Source organism: Candidatus Vicinibacter affinis (assembly GCA_016714365.1).
Classification (GTDB): domain Bacteria; phylum Bacteroidota; class Bacteroidia; order Chitinophagales; family Saprospiraceae; genus Vicinibacter; species Vicinibacter affinis.
Genome location: JADJNH010000009.1, coordinates 1 through 6,345 on the forward strand (window position 1 = coordinate 1; position 6,345 = coordinate 6,345).

A 6,345-nucleotide genomic window follows, 5' to 3' on the forward strand; every position below is an offset into this window, starting at 1 on the left:
TTCCTGAGTCAGTTTGGGAGCTCGCAAACTTGGAGGAGCTTGGACTCAACAACAACAACCTCAAGACCATTTGTCCTGCAATCGCCAAACTCACCAAGCTGAAGAAGCTTTTGCTTGGTTGGAACCCGTTGGAGGGCTTCCCGGAAGCTGTGTGCAAGCTGGAGCAATTGGAGTGTTTGTATGCTGGTGGCTGCCAATTGAGTGTTCTTCCTTCCTCCTTCGCCTCTCTTCGCAATCTGCTGGAACTCAATCTTGGCGGCAACGCCTTTGAGCAGTTTCCTGAAGTGATCTGCGAGTTGAGGAGCCTGAGGAAGCTGTGGCTGCATGGCAACAAGCTGTCGTCTCTTCCTCAATCGTTTGCCAATCTTCGAGAGCTGAGAGAGCTCGATATTTCGAACAACCGCTTCAAGGAGTTTCCTCAAGTGGTGTGCGAGCTGCTGAATCTGGAGAGTCTCTACATTGTGAGGCAACCAATTGAGCGAGCTGCCTCTGGCCATCACCAAGCTTGTTCGCTTGAAAATCTGAATTTGGAGCGAAACTCGTTCACCAGCTTTCCTCTGTTTGTTGGCGATTTGCCTCAGCTTTCAGACTTTTACTCATCAGGTTTGTTCAATCTGCTCATTTCCATTTCTCACTCTCTTGCTCACAATTGGTGCAGGCAATCCTCTTCAGGGTCCACAAAGAGGCCTCTCAGATGCCAATCTGCTCCACTTCCTCCAACAGCGTCGAGAGATTGCTCGACTGTCTGCCATCATTGGAGGAGGCTTCTGCTGTGAGGAGTCGAACGCGTGGACTCGATTTCTGGTTCGAGGACTGTACGATCCTCGACTGTTCATCTTCATTTTCGACTTTGCCTTTGACTTGTCCATTTTGGAGTCTGGTCGAAAGAAGGCTCGATTGGAGGAGGCCGATTGAGGCCATGACTGACTGATCGATTTGAGCAGTTTGGCGATCAATAAACGAGATCCCCTGCAGATTGGTTGGTGTGAGGTGTTGGTGGATTGGAGGTGGAGTGAGCAGTCGAGGGCTCTGTTTTTCCAAATTGCTGTCAAACAAACAAACCAAAAGCAAAACAGTACATTTCTGCGGCACTTGCCACTGAACTCCATCACCTTGCCGCCACTCTGCCTCCCATCGCCACTCCATGAGTCAGGAGCGGAAGAAGATTGAGGTGCGGATCGACAAGACCGATGATCCTGAGAGCAAGTTGAAGGCCGAGCTGGGTCGATTGAGTGAAGACGAAAGCAAAGAAGCCTTGCTGTTGAAAGTGAACGCGGAAACTGCGGCGGAATCGATCAAGTGGACAGGATCGCGAAAGCCCTTGTTGGGCTCAGCAAGCCACATTGGAGACTGGTGCTGTGGATTGGGTCCAATGGTTTGGAGAGTGTTCCTGAATCAGTTTGGGAACTCGCAAACTTGGAGGAGCTTCGACTCAACAACAACAAACTCAAGACCATTTCTCCTGCAATCGCCAAACTCACCAAGCTGAGGAGGCTCTGGATTGGATGGAATCCATTTGAGGGCTTTCCGGAAGCTGTGTGCAAGCTGGAGCAATTGGAGGTTTTGTTTGTTGATGGCTGCCAATTGAGTGTTCTTCCTTCCTCCTTCGCCTCTCTTCGCAATCTGCTGGAACTCAATCTTGGCGACAACGCCTTTGAGCAGTTTCCTGAAGTGATCTGCGAGTTGAGGAGCCTGAGGAAGCTGTGGCTGAATGGCAACAAGCTGTCGTCTCTTCCTCAATCGTTTGCCAATCTTCGAGAGCTGAGAGAGCTCGATATTTCGAACAACCGCTTCAAGGAGTTTCCTCAAGTGGTGTGCGAGCTGCCGAATCTGGAGAGTCTTAACATTGAAAACAACCAATTGAGCGAGCTGCCTCTGGCCATCACCAAGCTTGTTCGCTTGAAATCCCTGAATTTGAGTCAAAACTCGTTCACCAGCTTTCCTCTGTTTGTTGGCGATTTGCCTCAGCTTTCAGACTTCTTCTCATATGGTTGGTTCAATCTGCTCGTTTCCATTTCTCATTCTCTTGCTCACAATTGGTGCAGGCAATCCTCTTCAGGGTCCTCAAAGAGGCCTCTCAGATGCCGATTTGCTCCGATTCCTCCAACAGCGTCGAGAGATTGCTCGACTGTCTGCCATCATTGGAGGAGGCTTCTGCTGTGAGGAGTCGAACGCGTGGACTCGATTTCTGGTTCGAGGACTGTACGATCCTCGACTGTTCATCTTCATTTTCGACTTTGCCTTTGACTTGTCCATTTTGGAGTCTGGTCGAGTGTAGAGGCCGATTGGAGGAGGCCGATTGAGGCCATGACTGACTGATCGATTTGAGCAGTTTGGCGATCAATAAACGAGATCCCCTACAAAGATAGACAGAGATTGGTTGGTGTGAGGTGTTGGTGGATTGGAGGTGGAGTGAGCAGTCGAGGGCTCTGTTTTTCCAAATTGCTGTCAAACAAACAAACCAAAAGCAAAACAGTATATTTCTGCGGCACTTGCCACTGAACTCCATCACCTTGCCGCCACTCTGCCTCCCATCGCCACTCCATGAGTCAGGAGCGGAAGAAGATTGAGGTGCGGATCAACAAGGCCGATGACCCTGAGAGCAAGCTGAAGGCCGAGCTGGGTCGATTGAGTGAAGACGAAAGCAAAGAAGCCTTGCAGTTGAAAGTGAACGCGGACAACTGCGGCGGAATCGGTCAAGTGGACAGGATCGCGAAAGCCCTTGTTGGGCTCAGCAAGCCACATTGGAGACTGGTGCTGTGGATTGGGTCCAATGGTTTGGAGAGTGTTCCTGAGTCAGTTTGGGAACTCGCAAACTTGGAGGAGCTTCGACTCGACAACAACAAACTCAAGACCCTTTCTCCTGCAATCGCCAAACTCACCAAGCTGAGGAGGCTCTGGATTGGATGGAATCCATTTGAGGGCTTTCCGGAAGCTGTGTGCAAGCTGGAGCAATTGGAGGCTTTGTTTGCTTTTGGCTGCCAATTGAGTGTTCTTCCTTCCTCCTTCGCCTCTCTTCGCAACCTGCTGGAACTCCATCTTGGCGACAACGCCTTTGAGCAGTTTCCTGAAGTGATCTGCGAGTTGAGGAGCCTGAGGAAGCTGTGGCTGAATGACAACAAGCTGTCGTCTCTTCCTCAATCGTTTGCCAATCTTCGAGAGCTGAGAGAGCTCGATATTTCGAACAACCGCTTCAAGGAGTTTCCTCAAGTGGTGTGCGAGCTGCCGAATCTGGAGAGTCTCTCATGTGGGAAGCAACCAATTGAGCGAGCTGCCTCTGGCCATCACCAAGCTTGTTCGCTTGAAATCCCTGAGTTTGAGTGAAACTCGTTCACCAGCTTTCCTCTGTTTGTTGGCGATTTGCCTCAGCTTTCATTCTTCTACTCATATGGTTGGTTCAATCTGCTCGTTTCCATTTCTCTTTCTCTTGCTCACAATTGGTGCAGGCAATCCTCTTCAGGGTCCCCAAAGTGGCCTCTCAGATGCCGATCTGCTCCAATTCCTCCAACAGCGTCGAGAGATTGCTCGACTGTCTGCCATCATTGGAGGAGGCTTCTGCTGTGAGGAGTCGAACGCGTGGACTCGATTTCTGGTTCGAGGACTGTACGATCCTCGACTGTTCATCTTCATTTTCGACTTTGCCTTTGACTTGTCCATTTTGGAGTCTGGTCGAGTGTAGAGGCCGATTGGAGGAGGCCGATTGAGGCCATGACTGACTGATCGATTTGAGCAGTTTGGCGATCAATAAACGAGATCCACTGCAGACACAGATTGGTTGGTGTGAGGTGTTGGTGGATTGGAGGTGGAGTGAGCAGTCGAGGGCTCTGTTTTTCCAAATTGCTGTCAAACAAACCAAACCAAGAGGTTCCATGTGAACAGCAATTGGACATGGGTGAGTCGATCCTAAGTCGGGAGGGGAAGCCTGTTTTTAAAGGTGGGTTTGTTCCCCGGTAAAAAAGGGAAGAGTACCCAGACCCCCCGCGAAAGGGAAGCAGGTCAACATTCCTGCACCAGGACGTGGATAATGTTCTTTTTCAAAAGAGTGGCAACACAAACTGCACAATGCTCGGAGACGCCGGCGGAGAGCCCGGCAAGAGTTGTCTGTTCTTGTTAACAGCCTGACCTGGTGTGTGTGGCTTGCTTCTTTTGCGAGAGGCTGGCTACTACCGTCCTCCGGGACGGACACACTAGAATACCCTGGAATCAGATCATCTGGCGAGAGGGTTGACGTGGCTGGCAAAGCACTGCTGTATAGCGGTGTCCGGTGCCTCTTCGACGGTCCGTGAAAATCCGAGCCAGTGGAAGAGGTTTGTGGGTTTTGGATTGGGTTGGTTTTGGGTTGGCCGTCAAAAGTCAGCAGTATACTAGCCCCCACAACTCACACCAAAAACCTCTCGTATTCGCACCCCTGGTCGTACTGATAACCGCATCAGGTCTCCTAGGTGAGCAGCCTCTAGTCGATAGAAGAATGTAGGTAAGGGAAGTCGGCAAACTAGATCCGTAACTTCGGGAAAAGGATTGGCTCTAAGGGCTGGGTGTTTGGCGGCTCATCGGTTCTCGTGTGGGTGACTTGGTAGGTTTCCTGAGCCAGGCTCGGGGGAGGGACTGCCGCAAGGTGGACCAGCCCCTGCTTGGCTCGCCTATCCGGACGCCTTCGCTGCCGGTGCAGTCAAGAACACAATCAACAGCCAACTTAGAACTGGAGCGGACAAGGGGAATCCGACTGTTTAATTAAAACAAAGCATTGCGAGGGTCGGAAACGATGTTGACGCAATGTGATTTCTGCTCAGTGCTCTGAATGTCAAAGTGAAGAAATTCAAACAAGCGCGGGTTAACAGCGGGAGTAACTATGACTCTCTTAAGGTAGCCAAATGCCTCGTCATCTAATTAGTGACGCGCATGAATGGATTAACGAGATTCCCACTGTCCCTATCTACTATCTAGCGAAACCACAGCCAAGGGAACGGGCTTGGAAGAATCAGCGGGGAAAGAAGACCCTGTTGAGCTTGACATCAGCCTGACTTGGTGAATTGACTTGGGAGGTGTAGAATAAGTGGGAGGGGCAACCCGAGAGTGAAATACCACTACTCCTGATGTTAATTTACTTATTTCGTGGCGTAGGGCGGCGCTCTTCACGGAGTGTTAGTTCTGGAGCAAAGTTGGGTTCCTTCGGGGACTTAGCGACCTCAAGCGAAAGACAAAGTCAGGTGGGGAGTTTGGCTGGGGCGGCACATCTGCTAAACGATAACGCAGGTGTCCTAAGGTGAGCTCAATGGGAACAGAAATCTCATGTGGAATAGAAGGGTAAAAGCTCACTTGATTTTGATTTTCAGTATGAATACAAACTGCGAAAGCATGGCCTATCGATCCTTTAGAATTGAGGAATTTTCAGCTAGAGGTGTCAGAAAAGTTACCACAGGGATGGTTATTAGTTGTCCTAGTTCTTGAGTGGCTGGTTTCTCTTTGGTCTTCACTGGAAAGCAAGCGACACACCTGGATCAGGGGATGTTCTCGGCGTGGAGGTCCCTCTCCTTCTAAAGGGGGGACCACCACTGGAGGGTGCGACCCTGAGGCGAGCTCTTCACTAGGAGAGCCACCGCAACGCATGGAAAGGTGTGGCTCCCCCTCTTCTCTTCTTAGCAAGAGAGAGGGAGAGCTAAGGTACATGCTGCTCCGCCCCGCGAGGGGTGTGTGTGTTACCACCCCAAAAGAGTGGAAACACACACCAACCAACAAGGAAAGAAGGAACTGGCTTGTGGCAGCCAAGCGTTCATAGCGACGTTGCTTTTTGATTCTTCGATGTCGGCTCTTCCTATCATTGCGTCGCAGCAGGCGCCAAGTGTAGGATTGTTCATCCACCAACAGGGAACGTGAGCTGGGTTTAGACCGTCGTGAGACAGGTTAGTTTTACCCTACTGATGAGTGGTCACCGCGACAGTAATCCAATTTAGTACGAGAGGAACAGTTGGTTCGCATACTTGGCCTTGTCGGTTGACTGAAACGTCAGTGCCGAGAAGCTACCATGCGTTGGATAACGGCTGAACGCCTCTAAGCCAGAATCCATGCTGGAAAGGCGGTGATACGTTGAGGCCTCTGGGGCTCATAGTGTGCGTAAGCATAGGTGGTCTCTCTTTCGGGGGAGGCTACTCAGACCAAAGCAAGACTGGGCGCTGTGCGTTTCCGACTATTGGGAACGCACAACTCGGTTCAATCACAAGTGAAAGCGTGGCCCCGGGGGACAGATCCCTCGAAGACGACTTGGAGTAGAACGGGGTACTGTACGTGTGAGAGTGGCGTTTTTGCCACGATCCGCTGAGATTCAGCCCTTTGTTCTGAGATTTGTTT

3 protein-coding genes and 1 other annotated feature are annotated in these 6,345 nt (G+C 50.9%); all 3 genes read left to right on the forward strand.

The annotated features are described in order from the left end of the window. Window positions 1-776, forward strand: a 776-nt coding sequence (locus tag IPJ53_18370; protein ID MBK7801060.1) for a leucine-rich repeat domain-containing protein, incomplete at its 5' end; no start/stop codon positions are given. Between the two features lie 523 nt (window positions 777-1,299). Next, window positions 1,300-2,163: a leucine-rich repeat domain-containing protein gene (locus tag IPJ53_18375; protein ID MBK7801061.1), complete on the forward strand. Its 864-nt coding sequence runs from the start codon at window positions 1,300-1,302 to the stop codon at window positions 2,161-2,163. A gap of 381 nt (window positions 2,164-2,544) precedes the next feature. Further along, window positions 2,545-3,324, forward strand: coding sequence for a leucine-rich repeat domain-containing protein (locus IPJ53_18380; GenBank protein MBK7801062.1), 780 nt, complete (start codon window positions 2,545-2,547; stop codon window positions 3,322-3,324). A 496-nt stretch (window positions 3,325-3,820) separates the two neighbouring features. Then, window positions 3,821-6,246, forward strand: a sequence feature (mutual gap in cmsearch alignment for this rRNA model is longer than 100). Window positions 6,247-6,345: the final 99 nt, after the last annotated feature.

Bases quoted from the DNA above. Each gene is read 5' to 3' on its own strand.
- IPJ53_18380 (MBK7801062.1), top strand. From the start codon at position 2,545: ATGAGTCAGGAGCGGAAGAAGATTGAGGTGCGGATCAACAAGGCCGAT.